21 protein-coding genes and 1 pseudogene are annotated in these 25,534 nt (G+C 36.3%); 20 read left to right on the top strand and 2 right to left on the bottom strand.

Going from position 1 to position 25,534, the window contains the following annotated elements:
- Nucleotides 1-388 precede the first annotated feature (388 nt).
- From uvrB to QWY86_RS11550, 3 genes are all read left to right on the top strand, one after another.
- Nucleotides 389-2,431, top strand: coding sequence for an excinuclease ABC subunit UvrB (gene uvrB, locus QWY86_RS11560; RefSeq protein WP_290242227.1), 2,043 nt, complete (start codon nucleotides 389-391; stop codon nucleotides 2,429-2,431).
- A gap of 1 nt (nucleotide 2,432) precedes the next feature.
- Entirely contained in the window at nucleotides 2,433-2,630 is a 198-nt protein-coding gene (locus tag QWY86_RS11555) for a YwbE family protein (RefSeq protein WP_290242225.1), read from the top strand.
- Nucleotides 2,631-2,716: 86 nt separating this feature from the next.
- Nucleotides 2,717-2,968 (top strand): DUF4834 family protein, encoded by a 252-nt coding sequence (locus QWY86_RS11550; RefSeq protein ID WP_290242223.1) that lies wholly within the window; start codon nucleotides 2,717-2,719, stop codon nucleotides 2,966-2,968.
- A gap of 63 nt (nucleotides 2,969-3,031) precedes the next feature.
- Here QWY86_RS11550 and QWY86_RS11545 read toward each other — a convergent pair whose 3' ends face one another.
- Nucleotides 3,032-3,538, bottom strand: a complete 507-nt coding sequence (locus QWY86_RS11545) for a GbsR/MarR family transcriptional regulator (protein WP_290242220.1) — start codon at nucleotides 3,536-3,538, stop codon at nucleotides 3,032-3,034.
- A gap of 204 nt (nucleotides 3,539-3,742) precedes the next feature.
- Here QWY86_RS11545 and QWY86_RS11540 point away from each other — a divergent pair, with 204 nt between their 5' ends.
- The 11 genes from QWY86_RS11540 to QWY86_RS11490 all read left to right on the top strand — a co-directional run bounded on the left by QWY86_RS11540 (nucleotide 3,743) and on the right by QWY86_RS11490 (nucleotide 16,760).
- Nucleotides 3,743-6,247 (top strand): YfhO family protein, encoded by a 2,505-nt coding sequence (locus QWY86_RS11540; protein ID WP_290242218.1) that lies wholly within the window; start codon nucleotides 3,743-3,745, stop codon nucleotides 6,245-6,247.
- A 582-nt stretch (nucleotides 6,248-6,829) separates the two neighbouring features.
- The gene (locus QWY86_RS11535; RefSeq protein ID WP_290242215.1) at nucleotides 6,830-7,681 is read left to right on the top strand and encodes a UDP-2,3-diacylglucosamine diphosphatase; all 852 of its coding nucleotides are present in this window, start codon (nucleotides 6,830-6,832) and stop codon (nucleotides 7,679-7,681) included.
- Nucleotides 7,682-7,704: 23 nt separating this feature from the next.
- Nucleotides 7,705-8,694 (top strand): glycosyltransferase family protein, encoded by a 990-nt coding sequence (locus tag QWY86_RS11530; RefSeq protein WP_290242213.1) that lies wholly within the window; start codon nucleotides 7,705-7,707, stop codon nucleotides 8,692-8,694.
- Nucleotides 8,695-8,860: 166 nt separating this feature from the next.
- On the top strand, nucleotides 8,861-9,775 hold the full coding sequence (locus tag QWY86_RS11525; protein ID WP_290242211.1) for a DUF6427 family protein: 915 nt from the start codon (nucleotides 8,861-8,863) through the stop codon (nucleotides 9,773-9,775).
- Between the two features lie 122 nt (nucleotides 9,776-9,897).
- Complete coding sequence (locus tag QWY86_RS11520) at nucleotides 9,898-10,632, top strand: type III pantothenate kinase (RefSeq protein ID WP_290242209.1); 735 nt, start codon at nucleotides 9,898-9,900, stop codon at nucleotides 10,630-10,632.
- Nucleotides 10,613-11,926: a BamG family beta-barrel-assembly machinery protein gene (gene bamG, locus QWY86_RS11515; protein ID WP_290242206.1), complete on the top strand. Its 1,314-nt coding sequence runs from the start codon at nucleotides 10,613-10,615 to the stop codon at nucleotides 11,924-11,926. The genes QWY86_RS11520 and bamG overlap by 20 nt, the downstream gene beginning before the upstream one ends.
- The gene (locus tag QWY86_RS11510) at nucleotides 11,926-12,501 is read left to right on the top strand and encodes an LptA/OstA family protein (protein WP_290242205.1); all 576 of its coding nucleotides are present in this window, start codon (nucleotides 11,926-11,928) and stop codon (nucleotides 12,499-12,501) included. The genes bamG and QWY86_RS11510 overlap by 1 nt, the downstream gene beginning before the upstream one ends.
- Before the next feature lie 130 nt (nucleotides 12,502-12,631).
- Complete coding sequence (locus QWY86_RS11505; RefSeq protein ID WP_290242203.1) at nucleotides 12,632-14,716, top strand: peptidylprolyl isomerase; 2,085 nt, start codon at nucleotides 12,632-12,634, stop codon at nucleotides 14,714-14,716.
- 65 nt (nucleotides 14,717-14,781) lie between these two features.
- Nucleotides 14,782-15,297, top strand: a complete 516-nt coding sequence (locus QWY86_RS11500; RefSeq protein ID WP_290242201.1) for a DUF2480 family protein — start codon at nucleotides 14,782-14,784, stop codon at nucleotides 15,295-15,297.
- Between the two features lie 126 nt (nucleotides 15,298-15,423).
- A complete protein-coding gene (locus QWY86_RS11495) occupies nucleotides 15,424-16,194 on the top strand; it encodes a DUF3108 domain-containing protein (protein WP_290242199.1) in 771 nt (256 codons plus the stop codon).
- Between the two features lie 2 nt (nucleotides 16,195-16,196).
- Complete coding sequence (locus tag QWY86_RS11490; protein ID WP_290242197.1) at nucleotides 16,197-16,760, top strand: DUF3109 family protein; 564 nt, start codon at nucleotides 16,197-16,199, stop codon at nucleotides 16,758-16,760.
- 151 nt (nucleotides 16,761-16,911) lie between these two features.
- Here QWY86_RS11490 and QWY86_RS20120 read toward each other — a convergent pair.
- Nucleotides 16,912-17,097, bottom strand: a pseudogene (locus QWY86_RS20120) (S24 family peptidase); the annotation flags it as partial.
- A 1,052-nt stretch (nucleotides 17,098-18,149) separates the two neighbouring features.
- On the opposite strand from QWY86_RS20120, the gene rfbB reads away from it, so the two are divergent.
- The 6 genes from rfbB (at nucleotide 18,150) to gmd (ending at nucleotide 25,512) form a co-directional block, all read left to right on the top strand.
- Nucleotides 18,150-19,202: a dTDP-glucose 4,6-dehydratase gene (gene rfbB, locus QWY86_RS11485; RefSeq protein WP_290242194.1), complete on the top strand. Its 1,053-nt coding sequence runs from the start codon at nucleotides 18,150-18,152 to the stop codon at nucleotides 19,200-19,202.
- Complete coding sequence (gene rfbC, locus QWY86_RS11480) at nucleotides 19,202-19,744, top strand: dTDP-4-dehydrorhamnose 3,5-epimerase (RefSeq protein WP_290242192.1); 543 nt, start codon at nucleotides 19,202-19,204, stop codon at nucleotides 19,742-19,744. Before rfbB ends, rfbC begins: the two co-directional genes overlap by 1 nt.
- Nucleotide 19,745: 1 nt before the next feature.
- The gene (gene rfbD, locus QWY86_RS11475; RefSeq protein ID WP_290242189.1) at nucleotides 19,746-20,612 is read left to right on the top strand and encodes a dTDP-4-dehydrorhamnose reductase; all 867 of its coding nucleotides are present in this window, start codon (nucleotides 19,746-19,748) and stop codon (nucleotides 20,610-20,612) included.
- 105 nt (nucleotides 20,613-20,717) lie between these two features.
- Nucleotides 20,718-21,578, top strand: a complete 861-nt coding sequence (gene rfbA, locus QWY86_RS11470) for a glucose-1-phosphate thymidylyltransferase RfbA (protein WP_290242187.1) — start codon at nucleotides 20,718-20,720, stop codon at nucleotides 21,576-21,578.
- Nucleotides 21,579-21,666: 88 nt separating this feature from the next.
- Entirely contained in the window at nucleotides 21,667-22,938 is a 1,272-nt protein-coding gene (locus tag QWY86_RS11465; RefSeq protein ID WP_290242186.1) for a nucleotide sugar dehydrogenase, read from the top strand.
- 1,422 nt (nucleotides 22,939-24,360) lie between these two features.
- Nucleotides 24,361-25,512: a GDP-mannose 4,6-dehydratase gene (gene gmd, locus QWY86_RS11460; RefSeq protein WP_290242183.1), complete on the top strand. Its 1,152-nt coding sequence runs from the start codon at nucleotides 24,361-24,363 to the stop codon at nucleotides 25,510-25,512.
- The last annotated feature ends 22 nt before the right edge of the window (nucleotides 25,513-25,534 follow it).

Below are 25,534 nucleotides of genomic sequence, written 5' to 3'. Positions count from 1 at the left end.
GTTCCCATTTGAAGAAAAGACTTTTTTAACTAACGTGATTTTAGGGCTTTTTTCCGTCATTGCGAGGCACGAAGCAATCTTAAAGCGGTAGTTGAGGGATTGCTTCGTGCCTCGCAATGACGGTTATTTTTCAATATTACTATTGCAATTGATTAATAATCAGCTTAAATGCCTAAAACTCCCATTAACTAAACCCGGTAGGAGCGAGGCACGAAGCCCGAATTTTCTCGGGCAAGTAAAGCGGATAACGGGGCTTTCGGAACCGAGAAACACCGAAGCCTGCTTTTCAAATAAAAAAACTATGTGAATTTTATTACGTTTAACTGGTAATGCTAACAGGTTTTGAAATTGTTTTGCAATGCAATATTAGCTAAATTAGATCCCGCTTATGAAATTTAAAATCACTTCGGCATATAAGCCAACCGGCGACCAGCCTAATGCCATAAAACAGTTGGTAGATGGGGTAAATGCGAACGAAAATTATCAAACTTTGCTCGGTGTTACTGGCTCTGGTAAAACATTTACGATTGCAAATGTGATAGAGCAAACGCAAAAGCCGACTTTAATTTTAAGTCACAACAAAACTTTAGCAGCGCAGCTTTATGGTGAGTTTAAAAATTTCTTCCCTGAAAACTCTGTAAACTATTTTGTTTCGTATTATGATTATTATCAGCCTGAAGCCTTTATAGCATCGAGCAATACTTATATAGAGAAGGATTTGAGCATTAATGAAGAGATTGAAAAGCTAAGGCTTCGTACTACCTCATCTTTAATGAGCGGCAGACGAGATATTATCGTCGTTTCTTCCATTTCCTGCATATATGGTATGGGAAACCCGGAAGATTTTTCGAGAATGGTTTTCCGCTTTGGGGTTGGTTTAAGAATCTCGAGAAATGCGTTTTTACACAGTTTGGTAGAAATTTTATACGCCAGAACAACTACTGATTTTAAACGTGGAACTTTTAGGGTTAAGGGCGATACGGTTGATATTTTTCCGGCATATCTCGACCATGCATATCGTGTTTCTTTTTTTGGTGATGATATTGAAGAACTTTCGGCAATAGATCCTGTTTCTGGTAAAACAATTGAGAAACTTGAGGATATGGCGATTTATCCGGCAAATCTTTTTGTTACACCAAAGGATAAATTTAATCAATCTATTTGGGGAATTCAGGAAGAACTCGAAATTAGAAAGAATCAACTAATTGGTGATAAGCATTTATTAGAAGCTAAGCGACTGGAAGAACGGACAAACTTCGATATCGAAATGATGAAAGAATTAGGTTACTGCTCTGGTATTGAAAATTATTCAAGGTTTTTCGATGGCCGTTCACCTGGTATGCGTCCTTTCTGTTTGCTTGATTACTTTCCTGAAGATTATTTGATGGTAATTGATGAAAGTCATGTTACGGTTCCTCAAATTAGGGCCATGTATGGCGGCGACCGCTCACGCAAGTTATCTCTTGTTGAATATGGCTTCCGTTTACCAGCTGCGCTTGATAACAGACCACTAAATTTTACCGAATTTGAAGCGCTTGCACCACAAACCATTTATGTGAGTGCAACGCCGGCAGAATATGAACTGGAAAAATCGGAAGGTGTGGTTGTTGAGCAGGTTATTCGACCTACAGGCTTGCTTGATCCGGTTATTGAAATTAGGCCGGCAATTAACCAGGTTGATGATTTACTTGATGAAATTGACTTAACAATTAAGCAAGGCGGCAGAATTTTAGTTACAACCTTAACCAAAAGAATGGCTGAAGAGTTAACTAAATATTTGGATAGGTTAAACATTAAAACGAGATACATACATTCTGAAATTAAAACGCTTGAACGTGTTGAAATACTTAGAGGTTTACGTTTAGGAGAATTTGATGTATTGGTTGGAATTAACTTACTGAGGGAAGGTTTAGATTTACCTGAAGTAACATTGGTTGCCATTTTGGATGCTGATAAGGAAGGTTTCTTACGTTCTGAAAAATCATTAATTCAAACCATTGGTAGAGCGGCAAGAAATGATAAGGGTAGAGTAATTATGTATGCTGATGGTATTACAGAAAGCATGGAAAAGACAATTTCTGAAACCAACCGCCGTCGTGATATACAAATTGCCTATAATTTAGAAAACGGCATTACGCCATTAACCGTAGGCAAATCTCGCGAAGCAATTTTAGAACAAACTTCTGTGTTGGATTTTTCTCAGAAAGCCAGCGATAATAAAGCAAGGGCATACATCGAAAATGCAGAAATTAGTATAGCTGCCGACCCAATTGTGCAGTACATGGGTAAAGCCGAATTGCAGAAAGCAATAGATAACACCAGAAAGGATATGCAAAAAGCGGCAAAAGAAATGGACTTTTTGCAAGCTGCCAAATTGCGTGATGAAATGTTTGCATTAGAAAAAATGTTTAACGAAAAGTTTCCTAAGTAATATGCAAGGACAAAATAGAAAAGACATATTTCCCGGACTTGATGTGGGTATAATTTTAAAGAAAGACCAACGGAATGGAAATGTAACTTATGGTGTGGTTAAAAATTTATTAACCTCATCTGCCTTTCATTCAAGAGGTATAAAAGTTAGGCTTGAAGATGGTCAAATTGGTCGGGTATGCGAAATTATTGAAGATTAGGTTTTGTAATGAAAATGCAATTAATCTTCAAAAAAGTAACAAATTATTTAACACTACGTCTATATTTGTATAATAGTTAAATCAGAATGGGATTAGTTAAATTCATTTTTATAACAATATTAGTGCTTTGGATTATCCGAATGTTAATTCGTTTAATATTACCAATGTTGTTTAATAATATGGCAAGTAAAATGCAGCAGCAAGCTACAGGTCAGCAGTATCAACAGCGTAAGAAAAAACCTGAAGGTTCAATTTCAATTGATTACATGCCACCAAAGCCAGACCAGAGTAAAACCGATAAACTCGGTGATTTTGTAGATTACGAAGAAGTTAAATAATGTAAGTCCTGATGAAAATCAGGACTTTTTTTATTGTGTTGCCACAGATATTTTAAATGTCTGCTACTTAAATACTTTCAAAATTGAACCCCAAAACCAACTTTCCTCTGCTTTTAACATGGTTTCGATAGTTTTATCCGCATTATTTGCCAGTTTATTAATGTCTGTAACAGACTTTTTGAAGGTAGCGTATTCAGGGTCTTTTTCATCACCAGTTACAGAAGAAAGTTCAGAAAGAATCTTTAACACAGGTTCCAGCTCTCTCTTCTTACGTTCTTTGGCTACTTGCCTCGCAATATTCCAAACATCCTTATCCGCAAAAAAGTATTCTTTACGCTCACCAGCTTTATGTTGCTTTTCTACAAGCCCCCAACCAATTAAATCACGAAGCGTCATATTCGCATTGCCTCTCGAAATACTCAGGGTTTCCATAATTTCTTCCGTTGTTAATGCGTTTGGGGATATTAAAAGCAAAGCATGGACTTGTGCCATCGTTCTATTTATCCCCCATTCGGAGCCTAACTTACCCCAAGCCTCTATAAATTTTAATTTTCCCGCTGCTAAATCCATAAACAAATATAATTATGTTTCTTAAACTTTCAAAAATTATTGAAAATATATTCTATTAATTTCTACTCAAAACATTGATTTTTCTATAAATCAATAACTATTCCAATTGATGAAATTATTAATTATCAGTACAGTTAATTTATTCCTTTAATATACGATGCAAATTTTTATTTTTGACGTTCGTTTAAACTTAAACAAACCTTAATGAATAACTGGTTTAAAAACAATGGCACTCACTTAGCCATTATTGCAATTTTTGTAGTCATTTGTTTTGCTTATTTCAGTCCTGTATTACAGGGGAAAGCACCAATGCAAGGTGATGTTTTGCAGGCGAAGGCTATGCAAAAAGAAATTATGGATGTTAAAGAACAAACTGGTAAAGGGCCATTATGGACTAATCAGATGTTCGGTGGAATGCCAGCTTATCAAATCTGGGTTCAATATCCAATGAACGTAGCATCTTATGGTATTGATATTATTAAAGGTGTATTTCCAGATCCAGTAGGAACAGTTTTATTATACCTTTTAGGCGCCTATCTGTTGTTTTGTGTGCTAAAAGTAAATCCGTGGCTTGCTGCAGCTGGTGCTGTTGCTTTCGCATTTACATCTTATAATTTTATTATTATTGCTGCTGGGCACAGTAGTAAAGCGTTGGCAATCGGCTTTTTTGCACCAATATTAGCCTCTATTATTTTAGTTTTAAGAGGCAGATATTTAGTTGGAGCGAGCCTCTTAGCTTTGTTTATGGCTTTAGAAATTCGTTCTAACCATGTTCAAATGACCTATTATCTATTCATAGCTATATTTATTTTAGGGTGTATAGAACTTTATCACGCCGTAAAAGCAAAGCAATTACCAGTATTTGGCAAAACCGTTGCTTACATTTTCGGCGGTATTCTTATTGGTGTTTTAGTTAATGCTTCTGCATTATGGTCAACATACGAATATGGTAAAGAAACTATTCGTGGTAAATCTAATTTAACCATAGATAAAGCTGAGCCAGCAACTGGTTTAGATAAAGCTTATGCTTATCAATGGAGTCAGGGTGTAGGAGAAAGCTTTACGTTTCTGGTTCCAAATTTATATGGTGGCGCAAGTGGTGGTGCATTAGATCCAAAAGGCGAATTTGTTAAAATTTTACAAGATGGAACTGTAGCAAACGTTTTAGGTCCGTTGTATGGCGAAAACACCAATCAAGCGCTGAATGCGATTGCACAACAAGCAGGCTCACAATATTGGGGCGATAAGCCGGGTACATCAGGCCCATATTACTTCGGAGCTATTATTTGCTTCTTATTCGTATTCGGATTATTTATCGTAAAACATCGTTGGAAATGGTGGATTTTAGGCACAAGTATTTTGTTGCTTTTCCTTTCTTTTGGTTCTAACTTTCCATTAATTTCTGATATTTTCTTTAACTACTTACCAGGATATAATAAATTTAGAGCAGTTGAATCTATTTTAGCTGTTGTTGGTTTGTTAGTGCCATTCTTAGCCGTTTTAGCGATTAAGGAAGCGCAGGATGGTATGTATGATCAGAAATATTTAGTGAAGAGATTAACTTGGTCGGCAGCTATAACTGGTGGCTTTGCTTTATTAATTGTATTAATGCCAACTGTATTTTTCAGTTTCAAAAGTGCAAACCAGGTTGAAATTACAACTTGGCTTAATCAGATTACTCAGAATAATGCAACATTAGTTGCCAGAATTACCGATGCAGTTATTGCGGATAGGGTTTCATTAGCTAGAGCAGATGCTTTGCGTTCGTTATTATTTATTGCCATTGGTTTTGGTTTAATATGGGCGTTTATCACCAAAAAACTTAATATGCAACTTGCCTTTGGCTTATTAGCATTGGCAATACTTATCGATTTATGGCAAGTAGATCGCAGATACTTAAGCAATTTAAACTTTGTAAATAAATCTGATTTAACAGACCATTATAAAGCCAGAGATGTAGATAATTTTATCGCTGCTGATAAAGATCCCAATTTCAGGGTTTTCGATTTAACTTTAGGCGATCCATTTAAAAGCGCTGAAACTTCTTACTTCCATAAAACAGTTGGGGGTTTCCACTCTGCAAGATTAAAGCGTTTTCAGGAATTGGTTGATCATCAATTAACCAAAAGCATTAATCAGGATGTTTTAGATATGTTGAACACCAGATACATCATCACACAAGATCAACAGAATGGTTCTTACAAAATGCAGCGCAATCAAACTGCTTGCGGTAATGCTTGGTTTGTACAAAGCGTACAGTACGTTAAAAATTCTGATGAGGAAATGAAAGCCATTAATAGCTTCGATGCTAAAAAAGAGGCAATTGTTGATGAAAGCTTTAAAAGTTTACTAAACAGTAAAATTTTAGGAACCGGGCAAGAAGGTTTTATTAAGCTTACAACTTATACACCAGACCACTTAACTTATGAGTATTCTTCTGCTAAAGATGTGGTTGCTGTTTTCTCAGAAATTTATTACAACAAAGGTTGGAAAATGTATATTGATGGTGTAGAAAAACCTTATTTTAGAGCAGATTACGTGCTTCGTGCGGCGCAGTTGGAGGCTGGGAACCACAAGCTCGAATTTATTTTCCACCCGGCATCGTATTATGTTGGTGAAAATATTTCATTAGCAGGTTCGATACTTTTAATAGCCGGTTTAGGTTTAGGTTTTTATTCAGAAAATAAGAAGAAAAAAGCGAAGGTATAATTTAGACAGTATTGGAAAATAAAAAACCCACAAGCAAAGCGCTTGTGGGTTTTTTTATGCATTTAACAAATTTTAATAATGCGTAACAAGATTTAACAATCCCGTAACATTTGTTTGATAAACAGCGTCTTATCTTTGTTTGTAAATCAGATATTATGCTAGAATTATTTTTTGCGATATGCCTGTTAATTATTGTTATCTATTTTTTTAGTCCTTTTGAGGTAAAGCTCGATGAGGAAGAAGAGTGGTAGCAATCTTTCCAAAAATGTAAACTGCTTTAAAGAAGCGGTAATAAAATCCCTCCCCCAAAAATTTCTTAACTAATGTGAATTATGGGTATTAATTTTATTGATATGCACGAACGTTTTGCTAAGTCCAAATACCACATCTTCGTTATACCTATTCCCGGCCTAACAATTTTTTCGGTAAGCAATGTCAAGTCCAACCCACTTACTATAATAGAAAAATTTTCAGCCGGTATTTTTTCTTTCTGTCCGGCCAGGACAAAACAAGCTCATTTAATATGAAAACACAGGTTTTAGTGTCAAAAATAATTTTTTATACCAATAGCTCATATTGATTATGGATAAAAGAAATGTAGATATTGTTGTGATATCTGATGTGCATCTTGGTACTTATGGATGCCATGCAAAAGAACTTTTAAAATACCTTAAAAGCATCAAACCAAAAAAATTAATTCTTAACGGAGATATAATCGATATCTGGCAATTTAGCAAGAGTTACTGGCCAGAGTCGCATATGAAAGTTATTCGCAAGCTAATGAAGTTTGTTTCTGAAGGGGTGGAGGTTCATTACCTAACCGGAAACCACGATGAAATGCTTAGGAAATTTGATGGTATGGAGATGGGAACTTTCCACTTAAGTAATAAGCTGGTGATGGAATTAGAGGGCAAAAAAGCATGGTTTTTTCACGGAGATGTTTTCGATGTTACCATGCAACATTCTAAATGGCTGGCGAAAATGGGTGCTGTAGGTTACGATACCTTAATCTTAATCAACAGCTTTGTAAACTGGTTTTTGAACATTTTAGGGCGAGAGAAAATGAGTTTCTCTAAAAAAATTAAAGCTAAATTTAAGGATGCTGTAAAGTTTATAAACAGTTTTGAACAGGTTGCAGCAGAATTGGCCATAGAAAAAGGCTACCATTATGTAGTTTGTGGGCACATACATCAATCCGAAAAAAGAGAAATTACAGCGGAGAATGGATCCGTTACTTATTTGAATAGTGGTGATTGGGTTGAAAGTTTAACTGCTTTAGAATACAAGGACAAAAACTGGGAGATATTTAAGTACGATCATAAAGATTTTATGAAAGATGAAACAGACGAGGGTATTCTATCTGATGCGGAAGATTTGAAAAGTAAATTGGATATTAATTTACTGTTGAAAAATATTAAGTACGAAATAGCCTGATAATTGCAGATATTCGGGCTCAAATGAAAATACTCTACGCAATTCAAGGTACAGGAAATGGTCACATCAGTAGGGCAAGGGAAATTATACCTTTGTTGCAAAAATATGGTGAATTGGATATTCTGGTTAGCGGAACACAGGCTGATGTTAAATTAAGTCAGCCGGTAAAATACCAACTGCATGGTTTTAGCTTTATTTTTGGTAAAAAAGGTGGTGTGCATCATTTTAAAACCTGGCTTAACATGAATCTTTTCCGCTTTAGAAAAGATATGAAGCAATTGCCGCTAAAGGATTATAATTTAATTGTAAACGATTTCGAGCCGGTTAGTGCGTGGGCTTGTAAATTGCAGGGAATTGAATGCGTTTCTTTAAGTCACCAGGCTGCGTTTAAATCAAAAAAAGTACCTCGCCCTAAAACAATCGATTGGGGAAAAGTGATACTTAGCCATTATGCACCAACAAAACACCATATTGGTTTTCATTTTGATAGATACGATAGTTTTATTTACACACCCGTAATCCGCTCCGAGATAAGGCAATTGCAACCTACAAATCTAGGTCATTATACCGTTTATCTTCCAGCTATAGACGATAAACGTTTGGTAAAATTGCTAAGCCAAATTCCATCTGTTAATTGGCAGGTTTTCTCTAAACATACTAAGGAAGCGTATCAGTTTGAAAATGTTTTTGTAGAGCCGGTAAACAACGAAAAGTTCAATAAGAGTTTGGCAAGTTGCACAGGTCTTTTTACCGGTGGTGGTTTTGAGGGTCCATCAGAAGCGCTGTTTTTGGGTAAGAAATTATTAGTTGCCCCAATGCGTTTTCAGTTTGAGCAACAGTGTAATGCCTACGCTTTAAAAGAACTTGGTTTGCCTGTTATTTGGGGAAGTACCAAAAATTGGCTACCGATAATTAAAGAATGGGTAAAAAAACCACAGAAACATCAATTTAACTTTCCTGACGAAACCGCTCAGATAATTGATAATATGGTTAAAAAGTATGCAAGAGTTTAGTTTTAGAATTTTCTTCTTTGTTCTTTAATCCTTGCTCCTTCATCATTACCCTTTCATCTTTGCGCTTTTTATCTTTACTTTGCCCTTCTCTTAACAAGGCATGATTAATCAGTTTAGAAAATTAAACCCAGTTAACCTCATATTACTACTCGCATACACCTTTGTTATGCGAATAGTTCTTTTTTATGAAGTGCCTGATAAAATTAATTTTGATTTTTTGGAGCCTTTCGCCCGCCTTTTAATACATTACGACCCTACTAATATGTTCTCGCCTACGGCAAATATTTTTTTTGCTGCCGTTCTTGTTTACATTCAGGCACTAATATTTAACCGGGTAATAAACACCCAAAATTTATTACTTAAGCCCAGCTTTTTACCAGCATTAATGTACATAACAGGTGCAAGTCTGTTTCTGCCATTTATGGTTTTAACACCGGCATTAATTTGTAATTTCTTGCTAATTTGGATAATAGATAAATTTCTGAAGCTCAACAAAAACCAAAATTCAATAACTGCGGTATTCGATATCGGTATGATAATCGGCTTAGGCACATTAATTTATTTCCCGTTTATATCAATGCTGTTAATGATTTTCTTGTCATTATTGCTTTTTAGAGCGTTTAATTGGCGAGATTGGATAGCAGGTTTAGTTGGATTTTTAACGATATTTTTCTTTTTGGCAGTGCTATACTACTGGAAAGGTAATATCAGTTCCTTTTACCAAATATGGAAACCTTTAGCGAATAAGTTTCCTGCCGTTTTCAAAATTAATTATAACGATTATCTGGTATTGATTCCGGTTATGGTCATCATCGTTTTAGCTTCATTACAACTTCGTGAAAACTTTTTCAGAAGCTTTATAAGCACACGTAAGGGATTCCAGATGCTGTTTTTTATGTTTTTAATAGCAGGTGTAAGCTTTTACTTAAAGCCTGATTTTAGAGTATCACACTTTTTGCTCTGTGTTCCGCCAGGCGCCGTACTTTTAGCATATTATTTCAGCAACGCAAAAAAAAAGTGGTTCTACGAAACATTATTTCTCTTGTTTTTACTCTCTGTACAGTACTTTCTTTTTGTTTAACCTTTTTTAACAAAATGATACCTCGAAACTTGTTAAAGATTAATAGCTTTGTGGCTGATTGAAGAGTTTTGAGCTTTTCTATATTAGTTTTTAACATTGAAAATTGATTCCTTTTAAGGTAAATGCACAATTTAAGTATCGATATTGGCAATACTTCTACAAAGATTGCCGTTTTCTCTGGTAAAGAGATTATTCATTATCAGAGATTTGATGTGCTGGAAGCAGACGATTTATCACAAATTATCAATCAGTTTAATATCCAGAAAACGATAATTAGTTCTGTTGATGAAGATATTACCGAACTGGAGGAATTTTTAAGTAATCAAACTCAATACATACGTTTCTCGACATTGCTGAGTAATGGAGTGCAGAATAAATATAAAACACCCGAAACCTTAGGTTTGGATAGATGGGCTGCGGTGCTAGGCGCAAAGGGAGTTTTTGGAGTACAAGCTTGCCTGATAATTGATGCCGGAACCTGCATTACTTATGATTTGCTGAACAAAAATCTTGAGTATTTCGGAGGTAGTATCAGCCCGGGAATTAATATGAGATTTAAAGCAGTTCATCATTTTACGGGTAGGTTACCCTTGGTAAACTGGAACGCAAAAGAGTCAATCCCGGCAGGAACGGATACTCAAACTGCTATAAAAAATGGCATTTTGCAAGGAATAATAAATGAAATTGAAGGGTTTATTTCCCTGAATAAGATACAAGAAAGTGCCTTAAGGGTGGTTATAACTGGGGGTGATGCTGATTTTTTGGTTAACCAATTACAAAACAGCATCTTTGCGCCTCTAATAATTAAAGATTCCTATTTGGTATTAAAAGGATTAAATGAAGCTATTGCAGATTAAAATGTACAAGAGAATAAATTATATTGCAGCCATACTCGTTTTAGTTTGTGGTTTAGGTGTTCAAGCACAGGTTACCACATCATCACCCTATTCAAGATACGGATTTGGAAACGTTAAAGGCTCATTGTTGCCCCAGCTTCGTGCTATGGGAGGAATTTCGACCGCTGTAAGTAAGGTTAATGGGTTCAATTATATCAATATGCAAAACCCAGCATCTTATTCGGGCGTTACCTTAACTACAATCGATATTGGGATGAGTGCCGGATTAAATAATCTTACCAGAAATAACGCAAGCGAAACCAACTTTAACTCCACTTTCAGTCACATTGCTTTTGCAGTTCCGGTAAGCAGGCGTTCAGCAATCAGTTTTGGGGTTTTGCCGTATTCTGATTTGGGTTACAGCTACAAAAACTCAGTTAAAATTGATACAATGTCTGTCGATCAGCTTTATGAAGGTGAAGGTGGGTTGTCAAAGGCTTATTTTGGTTATGGTTATCGCTTTGGCGATCACTTAAGCATTGGTGCTAACGTAGAATACATTTTTGGTAATTTGATTTCTACCAGAGCAACTGAATATGCTGAAGTAGGTGCCTTAAACTCTAAATTGCAGAATAAGAACAGCGTTGGAGGATTAAATTATTCCTACGGTATTCAGTATAATTTCAATATTGCTCCAAAAACCCTTGTCACTTTAGGTTATTCTGGAAGCAGCTCAGGTAAAATTAATTCTAGCCAATCTTATTTTGCTACGATTTATCAGCGGGATCAGAATGGAAACGAAAATACAGCGCTAGATACCTTAAATTCTGTAGTTAGTGCCAAATCTCATTTAAAGCTTCCATTATCTCACAACTTTGGTATCGCCATACAACAAACTGATAAATGGTTAATTGGGGCAGATTTTAGAATGAGTAAATGGGCAGATGTAACCCTTAATAATGTTAATCAGGGTTTACAAAATAGCTATGGTGCTTCATTGGGTGGACAATTCACACCAGATATTACCTCATACAATAACTATTTTAAACGTATCGATTATCGTTTGGGTGTTAACTATGATAAAACTTACATTAAAATTGGCAGCCAGGATATAAAACAGATGGGTGCTTCATTAGGTTTTGGCTTTCCGCTGGCATCTGCTAACGTTGGTTCAACTTTTTATAAAATTAACTTTACTACAGAAGTTGGTCAGCGTGGAACAGTGGCGAACAACCTTGTAAAAGAGCGCTATATTAATTTTCATTTAGGCTTTACACTGAATGATACTTGGTTCCGTAAGTATAGAGTAGATTAATGAACCACAAAGCATTGTTATTTGGTTTAATGCTGGTATTACCATTGTTTTTGGTTTCCTGTAGTGATGATGATCTTAAAAAAGCAAATGCTGTTAAAAATCAAAAGCTTAGCCTGAATAGGGATAGAACCATCGGTGTAGAAATCATTTATAGTGATTCGGCAAGGGTTAAAGCGAAAGGTAATGCTCCAATTATGGATAAAGTTACCCCTACAACAGGTGGGGAATATCAGGAGATGGTTAAAGGCGTTAAGATAGATTTTTTTAACGCTCAAACCGGAGCCATAGATGGCACCTTGATTAGTGATTATGCCATTCGTCGTTCTCAGGAGCAAAAAACCATTTTCAGAAAAAATGTTATTGTTAAGAATGTTAAGGGTGATACCTTTTCTTCTGAAGAGTTGATTTGGGATGAAGCCAAGAAGATATTCTATTCAAAGCAAAAGGTAACGGTTAAAACCATCGACGGTAATGTTTTGGATGGTGTAGATTTTGAGGCTCCCCAAGATTTTAGCACTTATACATTTAATTCTGCAACCGGGCAAGCTGTAATGAAAGACGCAATCGCCCCTTAAAACCCCTTTTAAATGCAAGTTATTTGCTTAAAAATTAAACACTTGATAAATAAAATTTAGTGTTTTCTTTTTTAAGGCAAATTTGTATCTTGCGCCCTCTTAAAAAAAACTAAATAATTTAAAGTACAATATGGGATTAATGACATTTTTGCGTAACCGTGCCGGATACATTCTTGTATTCATGATTGGTTTTGCAATTGTTGCATTTTTAGTAGGTGATGCAATTAACGTGGGTAAGCCTTTTTGGGCAGCCAACCAAAAAACTGTTGGTTCGGTTGACGGGAAAGACATCAGTATTGATGATTTTGGTCCAAAGGTAGAACAAAGTGTAAATCAGTTTAAACAACAATATGGTGGCGGTTCTAATGCTCAAATGCAATCAATGGCTGTTGATCAGGTTTGGAATGCAGAATTAGCTAACGTATTATTAACAAAAGAATACGATCGTTTAGGCTTAACCGTGTCTGAAGACGAATTGTTAGATTTATTGGTTGGTCAAAACCCAAGCCCATTAATTAAGCAATACTTTACAAACCCTCAAACAGGGCAATTGGATAGAATGTCTTTAAACAGCTTTTTAAAATCTAAAGAGCCACAGGCACAAAGTCAATCTTTAATGTTGCAAACTGAAATCAAAAATCAGGCTTTACAACAAAAATATTCGAACTTAGTTCGTAATTCAGTTTATGTTACTTCTTTAGAAGCTACTGATGAATATACCAATCGTAACAAACTAGCTAACTTTAAATATGTAAGCCTTGATTATGCTTCGATTCCAGATGCTTCAGTAAAATTAACGGATGCAGACTATTCAGAATATTACAATGCAAACAAGGCTCGTTTTAATAATGCTCAGGAATTACGTTCTTTCGAGTATGTTACTTTTAGCATAAAACCAACCAAGGCTGATTCGGCTGCTGTAAAAGCACAGGTTGATAAAATCGCTGCTGATTTTAGAACTGCTAAAAATGATTCACTTTATGCAGCTATTAATTCTGATGTTAAAGTTCCGTTTACATATTTAACTAAAGGAAAATTAGATCCTGCAGTTGATTCAGCTGTATTCTCTTTACCTGCCGGAAGTTATTATGGACCAGCATTATCTGGTAACTCTTACAAAGTGATTAAAGTTGTGGCTACACGTTTCTCTCCAGATTCAGTTAAAGCAAGTCACATTTTAATCGACCCTGCTAAAGTCGGTGGCGAAGATAAAGCAGTTAAACTGGCAGATTCATTGAAAAGCTTAATTGCTGGCGGAAAGAGTTTATCAGATTTGGCAAAAATCTACAGTGTAGATGGTTCTAAAGATAAAGGTGGCGATTTAGGTACTTTTGCTCGTGGTACAATGGTTCCTGAGTTTGAAAATGCAGCTTTTGATGGTAGTACAGGTGATTTAAAAGTTGTTAAATCTCAATTTGGCGTACACTTAATTAAAATCGAGAAACAGATTGGTTCTTCTAAAGTTGCAAAATTAGCTTATATCGAGAAATCTTTGGCAGCTAGTAGCAAAACTCAAGCGGCAGCTTACAAAGCAGCTAGTAACTTCTTAGCTAATGTAAAAGGAAACGACTTCGCAAAACTTGCAGAGAAAGATAAATTAAAAATTGCTGTTGCTGATAGAATTACCGCTACGCAAGGTTTTGCGCCAGGCTTGGATAATCCTCGTAAATTAATTCAGGATGCTTACGCAGCTGATAAAGGTGATGTTTTACCTGAAATTTATACGATGGGTGATGCTTATGTTGTCGCTCGTTTAACTGATGTGAAACCAAAAGGTGTTTTACCTTTGGATGCAGTAAAAAAGGAAATTCAGCCGATGGTTCTAAGTGCTGCAAAAGGAAAATTACTTGCTGCTAAATTTGAAGGTGCTGGAAAAGGTAGCTTAGCTCAAATTGCATCAAAGGTAGGTCGTACTGTGGTTCCAATCCAAAATATTGTTTTCGCTAACCCAATCATTCCTGGTGTATCACAAGAGAATAAATTAGTAGGTTCTGTATTTGGTTCTCAGCCAGGTAAAGTATCAGCACCTGTTCAGGGTGAGCGTGGTGTTTATGTATTTACTGTTGATGGATTTACAAATCCTGCACCAATTGCAAATATGTTCAAACAGAAAGAAAGTATGTTGATGACAATTGGTCAGCGTTCTTTAGGTTCAGCTTTCCAGGCATTACAAGATAATGCGAAGATAAAAGACAATCGCGTGAAATTCTATTAATAAGAAATTCCGTAAATTTGAACCGTTCTGATGTGGAGTCAGAACGGTTTTTTTATTTATAAGTCATGGAGATTCAGGAAAACATCATAAATAAGGTTGCCAACAGCGGTTTAATCACTTTAAATCTGGAAGAGTATTACCATCCGGGAGAAAGAATCGTTTACGATATTAAAGACAATCTTTTTCATGGATTGATGTTGAGGGAGAAAGATTTCAGGGATTTTATCAAAACACATGATTGGTCGCAGTACCAGGGAAAAAACATCTCGGTTATCTGTTCAACAGATGCCATTGTGCCAACCTGGGCTTATATGCTTTTGGCTAACAAGTTAAAACCTTACGCGAGTGAAGTCGTTTTTGGAAGCTTGGAAACATTGGAGGCCATATTATTTTCAAAAGCCATTTCAAAAATTAATCCCGAAAATTTTGCTAACGAACGTGTTGTGGTAAAGGGTTGTGGTGATATCGATATTCCGGTTTCGGCATATGTGGAGATTACCAATTTACTTACACCCGTGGTTAAAAGTATTATGTTTGGCGAGCCTTGCTCAACCGTTCCTGTGTACAAAAGAAAAGATTAACTTTTGCTATTGTTGGTGATGAGCATGTGCTTAAATTAAATTTTGGATTGTTTTTTGTATATCTTGTATGATAGCTGCAAATCACACGTTATGATGCAGTAAAAACACAAACAAAACACACAACTAATGAACAGGTTATTAATCATATTATTCATATGCGCTTCATTTTACACTAGTGCTCAAGAACTTCCGCTCAAAAAGGAGGCAGTTTTTCAGGAAGGTGAGGTGTTAAGCTATAAACTTCGTTACGGTTTTATTACTGCCGCAGAGGCAACCATCAAGGTTCAGAATTCAGATTTAAAGTTTGATAATAAACCAACTTACAAACTAACCGTAGATGCACAAACATCTGGAACATTTGATGTCTTCTACAAGATTAGAGATCATTACGATTCTTACATCGATAAAACTGAGCTTACTCCATACTTTTACCAGGAAAACATAAGAGAGGCGAGTTATAAAAGACAAGATAAGGCAAGGTTTAATCAGGAGGGCAAAAAGGTCGTTTCTAACAGAGGTACCTTTACAACACCAACTACCCAAACTTTTGATTTGGTTTCTGCTTATTATTTTGCCAGGAGTCTGGACATATCTAAAATAAAAATCGGAGATAAATTTAAACTGAACTACTTCCTCGGTGATGAAATTTCTGCATTGGAAGTTGAATATATTGGCAAGGAAGTGGTGAAAAGCAAACTGGGAAGCATCCGTTGTTTAAAATTTAGCCCATCTATAAAACCAGGTCGGATTTTTAAAAAGGATAGCCGTTTGTATCTTTGGGTTACTGATGATGGAAACCGTGTACCGGTGAAGGCTCAGGTAGAAATTTTGGTTGGTGCAGTTACCATGGAACTGAAATCAGCAGCAGGTTTAAAATATGCTTTAGCAAAAGAATAATCATGATAGAGGTAGAACAAGTGCTGGTGCACGAAGATGTGTTAAAAGAAAATTTTGTTTGCAACCTAAGTAAGTGCAAGGGAATCTGCTGTGTAGAAGGTGATTCGGGCGCACCACTCGATAATGATGAAACTGCAATTTTGGAAGAGATCTATCCAAAAATAAAGCACTTGTTAAACGAAAAGGGTATAAAAGCAATTGAAGAACAAGGTGCATATGTTGTTGATGAAGATGGAGACCTGACCACGCCATGCGTAGATAAAAATAAGGAATGCGCCTATGTACTTTTTGAAAATGGTATAACTAAATGTGCTATCGAAAAAGCTTATGAACAAGGCATCGTCGATTGGCAAAAACCAATTTCTTGTCATTTGTACCCAATCAGAATCACAAAATACCCGGAATTCGAGGTGCTAAATTACGATCGATGGCACATTTGCCACGATGCTTGTACTTTTGGAAGAGAATTAAAAGTTCCGGTTTACAGCTTTCTTAAAGGACCACTTATCCGTAAGTACGGCGAACATTGGTACAAGGAGCTGGAAGAATCTGTTGCAGCGATGTAAATAAATAGAAAATCACAATCTTACAGGTCGTGATTTTTTATTTAAATCAGGTTTCTCGTAATTTTTCCTTTGATAATATACAGGGTGTAATGCTTTCTTTTAGAATGATGGTATCACCCTTAAAGTTAGAATTTGAAGAACGTAAAATCAACTAACTTTTGTCGTTGTGTTCAAAAATCAATTTAATGCTTCGTAAATGATTTGATTGCTCATTGGTCATAATTACATAGGCCTCTCCCGATTGTAGAACATCAAAATTGGTTAGCGCTCTAACTATAATAATCTCACCTGATGCATATTTAGGATACATGCTATCTCCATATACAGGTAAGTAAGCTGTGCAATCATTAAATGGTTTGTAATTTACAAGTAATCAGCTTTCTCCTCTTTGAGTATTAAGGTTTCGGTATCTGATAAACTAATATCGAAATAAGGAACAACCTCCTTACTCTCTGACACTGCAGGCCCACGCTTAAGAAGAGATTCTCCTACACCGGTTTCTAACCTTTCAATGTTTACATTAAACCTAAGGTCTAATTTATCTCAAAAACTTTCTGAAATTCCCATTCCACCCCGTGCACGTAATATGTCTGAGAGTGAACCTGCCTTAATTTTTAAGGCATCGGCAAAATCTTTTTGGGTTTTAAATTTTAAGAGGTCTATTAAAATTTTTAGTCTTTGACCTACCTTTTTTATTGCAAGGAACATATAAAGAAGATCCACATTTAATGATATAGTCTTTTTTTAGTCTCGCAAGCCTAGGACGGCATAAAAGTGACTTACAGGAATGGTTTGATGCTGCCTCATCTAATCAGCATTGCATTAAGAAAGCCTATCAATTAATATTTTTTCATGGGCAACTGGTTCAATTAATCCATTCCGGTTACCTGATCATACAACATAACTTAAGTTACAAAAGAAGACAGCCCTATAGCGAACATGCTTTAATTTTTAGCGACTGGATAAGTCGGGTTAAAATGGCTCAGAAATCAAGTAGTGTAGATGCTGATTGTTAGATACTTTTACTAAACCAAAAGGAAAGAAAAGAGCCTTTAATTATTTTAAAACAATATTTAAACTTCAAACATACTAAACCATAAGGCATGCTTTGCAAGAATGGCTTTATTATGGTTTAAATAAAAGTAATAGTGTCACAGAATCAGAAAATCAAACAGTAGTCAAGCTTTACAAGAAGTTAAAAAAAATGCTAGAGTATTATTTATTCTGGTAATGCAGCAAAAGAATATTTAAAAGATCAAACATTTCAAATTATTCGAAAAAGTTGAAGTTAAATTTGCACTATGTTTGTAGATAACTAGCACATAAATTGCTTATTTATAATAAGTATCTTATTTTAGCGGATTGAAACCCATTATCTTTGATAACAACGTGAAAAAAATTCTAATTACCGGTGGTGCCGGATTCATCGGCTCTCATGTAGTACGCCGTTTTGTAAACAATTATCCTCAGTATGAGATAGTCAATTTAGATAAACTTACCTATGCTGGTAATTTGGCTAACTTAACGGATATTGAAAATAAACCAAACTATAAGTTTGTTAAAGAAGATATCGCAGATGCTGCCGCAATGAATGAACTGTTCAAAGCAGAGAATTTCGATGCCGTAATTCATCTGGCGGCAGAAAGCCATGTAGACAGATCTATCGCTGACCCAACCGCTTTCGTGATCACGAACGTAATTGGTACTGTAAACTTATTAAATGCGGCCCGTGAATACTGGAAGGGTGATTATGATAAAAAACGCTTTTATCATGTAAGTACTGATGAAGTTTATGGCGCACTCGGGAAAGAAGGTATGTTTACAGAAACAACCGCGTATGATCCACATAGTCCATATTCGGCTTCAAAGGCAAGTTCTGATCATTTTGTACGTGCTTATCACGATACATACGGTATGGATTGTGTAATTTCTAATTGTTCGAACAATTATGGTTCACACCATTTCCCCGAGAAATTGATTCCGCTTGCCATCAATAACATTAAAAATAATAAACCAGTACCGGTTTATGGTAAAGGCGAAAATGTACGCGATTGGTTATGGGTAGAAGATCATGCCCGTGCAATTGATGTGATTTTCCATACCTCAAAAAACGGGGATACCTATAATATTGGTGGACATAACGAATGGAAAAATATAGATTTAATTAACCTGTTATGCACTATAATGGATGAAAAATTAGGGCGTGAAAAAGGAGAATCTGCTAAATTAATTACATACGTTACTGATAGAGCGGGTCATGATTTAAGATATGCCATTGATTCTTCCAAACTGCAAAACCAATTGGATTGGGTACCAAGCTTACAATTTGAAGAAGGCTTAGCCAAAACCGTTGATTGGTACCTACAAAACGAAGATTGGTTAAATAATGTTACGTCAGGTAATTATCAATCTTATTACGAAAAACAATACAATAACAAATAATGGAGATTCAGGAAACGGGATTAAAGGATTGTGTAATTATTAAGCCAAGGGTTTTTGAAGATTCAAGAGGCTATTTTTTTGAGAGCTTCAACAAAAAAACATTTGAAGAAAAAACGGGCATGTCTGGCGCATTTGTTCAAGACAATCAATCATTTTCTACCTATGGAGTAATCAGAGGTTTACATGCTCAGGCAGGTGAATTTGCACAAGCAAAATTGGTTCGTGTATTAAAAGGTGAGGTGTTAGACGTTGCTGTCGACATCCGTCCGGGTTCGCCAACTTTTGGAAATCACATCTCCGTAAAACTAAGTGCAGAGAACAGGCTTCAATTATATGTACCGAGAGGTTTCCTTCATGGTTTTTCTGTATTGAGCGAAACCGCGGAGTTTTTTTATAAGTGTGATAACTTCTATGAAAAATCTGCTGAAATCGGAATTATGTATAATGATAAAGATTTTAATATAGACTGGATGATTCCAGAGGCTGACGCATCAGTTTCAGATAAAGATTTAATTTTAAATGCCTTTTCGTCCTTAAAATAATATGAGTAAAATATTAGTTATAGGTGCTGGTGGTCAATTAGGGCAATGCCTTAAAATGGTAGCCGAACGGAGGGGGATTACAGGAATTGTGTTTCCGGTAGAACAGGAAGCAAACATCTTGAATGAAGCTTTATTAAATACTTTACTCGAAAAAGAAAAGCCATCTTTTGTCATCAACTGTGCAGCCTATACTGCTGTAGATAAAGCAGAGGATGAAACGGATTTAGCAAAGGCTGTAAACGAAACAGGAGTTGCTAATTTAGCAAGGGCATGTAAAGCGGCCAATGCGACCCTCATACACATTTCTACAGATTTTGTGTTTGAAGGCAACGCAGTAACGTTGCTAAAGGAGGAAGATGAGGCCAAGCCAATTAATGTATATGGCGTAACAAAATTGGATGGAGAAAAAGCGGTAATTTCTATCTTGAATAAATACTTTATCCTTCGTACCAGCTGGTTGTATTCAGAATATGCCAATAACTTTGTAAAAACGATGTTAAAGCTTGGTGCAGAAAGAGAGGAATTAGGCATTATTGCCGATCAGGTTGGTACACCAACCTACGCCATCGATTTAGCCAACGCCATATTTGATATTATAGATTCTAAATCTGATAGTTACGGACTTTATCACTACAGTAATGAAGGCGTAACCTCCTGGTACGATTTTGCCAAAGCCATATTCGACATTAGTGCAACCCAGGTTAAAGCCAACCCGATTCCGGGCTCTGCTTATCCAACTAAAGCTAAGCGACCAGCATTTTCAGTGATGGATAAATCAAAAATCAAAAATACTTTCAATATATCAATTCCTTACTGGAGAGATAGTCTGGAAGTATGCATTTCTAAAGTACAAGCTTTAAACGGTTAATTGTTTAAATCGCTTAATCAAATAAAAAATAAACAATAGTAGGTTATATATACGAGCTGGTAAACACTTAAAATGCTCTGCGAATAACCAATTAAACACGAAAATATGAAAGGTATAATCTTAGCCGGCGGAAGTGGCACACGTTTACATCCCTTAACACTAGCATGTAGCAAACAAATGATGCCTGTGTATGATAAGCCGATGATTTATTATCCGCTATCCACGTTAATGCTTGCCGGTATTAAAGAAATTTTAATCATTTCTACACCTCACGATTTACCGAACTTCGAAAAATTATTAGGCGATGGTGCTTCACTAGGTTGTAAATTCAGCTACGCGGTGCAGGCAGAGCCTAATGGTTTAGCACAAGCCTTTGTAATCGGCGAAGAATTTATCGGTAAGGATAAGGTAGCCTTGGTATTAGGCGATAATATTTTTCATGGAGATGGAATGGCTAAACTTTTGCAAGCCAGTTCTGAACCTGAAGGTGGAGTAGTATTTGCTTATCAGGTCTCAGATCCGGAACGTTATGGCGTTGTAGAATTTGATGAAAATAAAAAAGCCATTTCAATTGAAGAAAAGCCAATAAATCCAAAATCGGACTACGCAGTACCAGGTTTATATTTTTACGATAATGATGTGGTAGAAATTGCGAAAAACATCAAGCCATCACCAAGAGGTGAATATGAAATTACCGATGTAAATAAGGTTTACCTGGATCGCGGAACCTTAAAAGTTGGCGTGTTAAGCCGTGGAACTGCCTGGTTAGATACCGGAACTTTTACTTCGCTCATGCAAGCAGGCCAATTCGTTCAGATTATAGAAGAACGCCAGGGCTTAAAAATCGGTTGTATTGAAGAAATTGCTTACCGTATGGGATTTATCACTGCTGAGCAGTTGGAGGCAATTGCTAAACCGCTTGTTAAAAGTGGTTATGGTGCATATTTGCTGAAACAAATAAAGTAAAGCCATTAAAAAATACTGAAGTCGTATTCATTCTGATAAGGATTAATACGGCTTTTTTTATTTAAAGCTATACAGTTGATTTTAGAGAATGGACAAAAAAACAAAAATAGCAATCATTGGATTGGGTTATGTTGGCCTGCCACTTGCAATAGCATTTGCAAAAAAATATGAGCTTATAGGGTTCGATATTAATAAAACACGTGTACAAGAATTGCAGAATGGGCATGATCACACTAAAGAAGCAAATCTTGAGGAGCTGAATACAGTGATTACAAAGCATGAAATCAAATTCAGTAGCCAACTTTCAGACATTAGCGATTGCAATCTTTATATCGTAACGGTGCCAACACCGATTGACCACTTAAAACAACCCGACCTTACGCCACTACTTTGTGCCTCCAAAATGCTGGGTATTGTGTTAAAACCAGGTGATATTGTGATTTACGAATCAACGGTTTATCCGGGTTGTACGGAAGAAGATTGCGTACCTGTTTTAGAAAAAATTTCCGGCTTAAAATATAATATAGATTTCTTTTGTGGTTACTCACCTGAGCGCATCAATCCGGGCGATAAGGTAAACACCCTAACTAAAATTAAGAAAGTAACTTCTGGCTCAACGCCCGCAATCGCTACCAAAATCAACAAACTGTACGCCAGCATCATCACTGCCGGTACATATCTTGCACCAAGCATAAAGGTTGCCGAGGCCTCTAAAGCCATCGAAAATGCACAAAGGGATGTTAACATTTCCTTCGTAAATGAATTGGCCTTAATTTTCGATAAAATGGGTATTGATACCAGTGATGTATTAGCTGCCGCTGCAACTAAGTGGAATTTCTTAAACTATAAACCAGGTTTGGTAGGCGGCCATTGCATTGGTGTAGACCCTTATTACCTTGCGCATAAATCTGAAGCATTGGGCTATAAACCAGAAGTTATTTTATCTGGAAGGCGCGTAAATGACAATATGGGCACTTTTGTGGCCAATAAGGTCGTAAAAATGATGGTAGCTAAAGATAAGGTTATCAAAAATGCAAGGGTATTAATATTAGGCTTTGCCTTTAAAGAAAACTGTCCGGATATCAGAAACACCCGTGTAATTGATATTTATAAAGAGCTAAAATCCTTTTCTGTAGAGGTTGATGTTTACGACCCTTGGGCAGATCACGAGTTGGTTAAACGAGAACATGGTTTTGAATTAACAAGCAAACTGGATAACCTAAACTACGATGCCTTAATATTAGCCGTTGCCCATCATCAATTTATAAATTTGGATTACCAGACCGCTAAAGCCAATAATTGCATCATATTTGACACCAAAGCCTTTATAAACCGCGAGTTTGTTGATGCAAGGCTTTAACCTTTTGGTCTACTTGAACGAAGTAGTATTTTCCTGCTGAGCACATTCAATTTGTCATTCTCGGCGGAATCGAAGAACAAGAACGAACTTCCTGTAATGTGCCCTTCGACGAGCTCTCGGCGACAAGCGATAAGGATTTAAAAGGAATAAGTAACTTGCTCTTCCTTAGGGCATCTCGAACTTATTATAAAATAGGATTTGCAATCCTTTAAACAAAAGCCTTATAGACAAAAGCCGAACCCTTATTCGCTTCGCCAAAATCTCTGGCACTTTTTTATCGTTCTCAAAAGGTTGATGATGAGTAGGTTTACTTCTTACAACATCTACTCTTCCTAATAGGTAAAAATAAGTTCACCCGTTTGAACGGAAAATCTAACAATCCCATTCATGTAGCCATAATTGATTATATTTGATTTTACAAAGGGATTGATCAATCCAACACAAAAAACTCTCCTAATCTCAACTAACACATCCGTATCAAATCCGACTCTAGTCCGTGTACAGTCCGTGTTTCGGCTATGCTTGCTTGACTCTTGCTTTTACCCTGATTTAGGTCTGCTTCGGTAACCATTCGCCCCATACCTACGTTCAAATAGGTATTTGGTCGGCCAGTAATTAGTTAAAGGATAACGAAAGGGTTAAGCGGAAGTAAAAATTGGTATAGTTAAACCGAATAAGGGGTGAACCATATTGAATTCTTTCTCGACTTAATTGCGAATACATGGCGAAACAAACTCGATCGCATCTGCACCATGCGACTGTTCTCCTCCCATCAAGCGTTATCCAAGGCGAATAGCGTTTAGAAGCAAGTATCCTGATATAGCACTAGGATAGGTATCAGATAGGGAACGGTTGGGAGGTGTATTTACAGTACTGTGATTGAATACTTGGCTAAAAAGCACTTTTTTTCGACAAGGGGGCAAGAAAGATAAAATAAACCACCCCCAACCTCCCGAATAGTCGAGATGAACGCTCCTTGAAAATAAGGAGGTGAGTTTTTTACCTCAAAATTGAAATTCTTACCCGTTTATAAAAGTTATGAAGGTGCTTCGACTACGCTCAGCATGACTACAGATAAGGGCGAGAATGGTTCAAAGATCTCTCCGCCTCGGTTGAGATGATGACGGAGTAGTAAAGGTACATAAATAGGGTGGCACGACGAAATGAGGAATGCCCTTCAACCACGCTCATGGCGACAAGTTGAATAGCAATTCAAATAGGGTCAGGGTATCAGGTATTGGTAATTAGCTAGATTGGCAGAATCATAAAGGATCAATTGGTATTAACATTTAGTTTCATATTGATTATATAGGCTTAATAAACTCATATTTCGAGCCTTTTTGCTTAAAAATTGAATGATTTTCAATTTTATTACGCAAGAATTATTATGTATGTTTGCAGGCTTAAAGTCTATGAATTAATATGAAAGTTGCTCTAATTACCGGTGTTACTGGGCAAGATGGTGCTTATTTAGCAGAGTTTTTGTTAAAGAAGAGTTATTTTGTTCATGGTATTAAACGGAGGAGTTCACTTTTTAATACCGACAGGATAGACCACCTTTATCAGGATCAGCATGAAAACAATGTTAATTTCAAATTGCATTATGGTGATCTAACGGATTCCACTAACCTGATACGCATTATTCAGGAAACGCAGCCTGACGAGATTTACAATCTTGGTGCCATGAGCCATGTTAAGGTTTCATTTGATTCTCCGGAGTACGTAGCTAATGTCGATGGTATCGGTACCTTAAGGATTTTAGAAGCGGTAAGAATTTTAGGTTTGGAAAAGAAAACCAGAATTTATCAAGCTTCTACCTCTGAATTGTATGGAGGAATGCCGGAGAATAAAAATGATAAAGGCTTCTATGATGAAAATTCGCCCTTTTATCCTCGTTCACCATATGGTGTAGCTAAAATTTATGGTTTCTGGATCACTAAAAATTACCGTGAAGCCTATAATATGTTTGCTTGTAATGGGATTTTATTTAACCACGAAAGTCCGCTAAGGGGCGAAACATTTGTTACCAGAAAAATCACCAGAGCGGCAACCAAAATTGCATTAGGCTTGCAGGATTCATTGTATCTGGGCAACCTTTCTGCACAGAGGGATTGGGGGCATGCCAAGGATTATATCGAAGCTATGTGGTTAATCCTACAACAAGAACAAGCAGAGGATTTTGTAATTGCAACAGGTATTACCACTACCGTTCGTGATTTTGTAAGGATAACTTTCGCCGAACTTGGCATAGAAATTGAGTTTTCGGGCAAAGATGAAAATGAAAAAGGGGTAATTATTAATGTTGAGGAAGAAAAAGCATTTGCATTAGGTTTAAATATGGACAACCTAAAGCCTGGGCAAACTATTGTGAGGGTTGATCCTAAATATTTCCGCCCTACAGAAGTAGATTTACTTTTGGGCGATCCTACAAAATCAAAAACCAAACTGGGTTGGAAGCCAAAATATGATTTGCCTGCATTGGTTAAAGATATGGTACTTTCAGATCTTCACTTGATGAAGAAAGATGAATACCTGAAACAAGGGGGCTTTAAAACCTTAAATTATTTTGAATAAGCGTGTTGCGATGTTCGCTTCA

The sequence above is a fragment of the Pedobacter aquatilis genome (assembly GCF_030409415.1).
In the GTDB taxonomy this organism is placed as follows: Bacteria; Bacteroidota; Bacteroidia; order Sphingobacteriales; family Sphingobacteriaceae; genus Pedobacter; species Pedobacter aquatilis.
The sequence above is the reverse complement of the archived record's forward strand: the minus strand, read 5'-3'. Positions and strand labels throughout refer to the sequence as shown.